The following is a 777-nucleotide window of genomic DNA, read 5'->3' as shown; positions in this document are numbered from 1 at the left end:
CGGTATTGGCTGATTATTCAGGCTTAACGTTTGGACTGATCTGCGTTTTTCGAATCTGGAAAAAGAGACTGTTACCGCCACCGTGGGCTTTGATTAAGAAAACCAGCCAAGGTTTAAGTCGCTTTGTAAAACTGAATCGAGATATTTTCCTGCGTTCTCTGTGTCTACAAGCCACGTTTACTTTCATGACTTTCCAAGGAGCAAGCTTTGGTGATGATGTCGTGGCAGCCAATGCGGTATTGATGAGTTTCTTGATGATCATCTCTTACGGAATGGATGGCTTTGCCTATGCGATGGAAGCGATGGTGGGTAAGGCGATAGGAGCGAAAGACAAAGATGAATTAAATCAGTCGTTGATTGGTACCTTCTTCTGGAGCTTCAATATTTGTTTGGTTCTTACCTTAGTGTTCGCGATCGCTGGGTCTAATCTGATTAATATGATCACCACCATCCCAGATGTAAAAAGCCAAGCTGAGGTGTATCTGCCTTGGTTGATTGCAATGCCGTTGGTTTCAATGTGGTGCTTCTTACTCGATGGTATTTTTGTCGGAGCAACTAAAGGCAAGGACATGCGTAATAGCATGTTTGTCGCGACCTGCAGCTTCTTTGCGATTTTCTTCCTAGCGTCTAGTTTAGAAAATCATGCCCTGTGGCTTGCGATGCTGAGCTTTATGACAATGCGTGGTATTGGTCTTGGTGTGTTATTTGTTTCTCAGTTGAAGAAGGGCGAATTCCTCGTTTAGTTCTAACGACCACAGATAGAAGATGTACAGACTA

At 43.6% G+C, this 777-nt stretch carries 1 protein-coding gene; it reads left to right on the top strand.

Translation table 11 applies throughout. From position 1 onward, the window contains the following. Positions 1-743: MATE family efflux transporter (locus tag A3712_RS19380; RefSeq protein ID WP_269451433.1), on the top strand; the 743-nt coding region annotated here is incomplete at its 5' end. Positions 744-777: the final 34 nt, after the last annotated feature.

The sequence above is a fragment of the Vibrio sp. HI00D65 genome (assembly GCF_001635455.1).
Taxonomy (GTDB): Bacteria; Pseudomonadota; Gammaproteobacteria; order Enterobacterales; family Vibrionaceae; genus Vibrio.
This window is presented reverse-complemented; position numbering and strand designations above follow the sequence as displayed.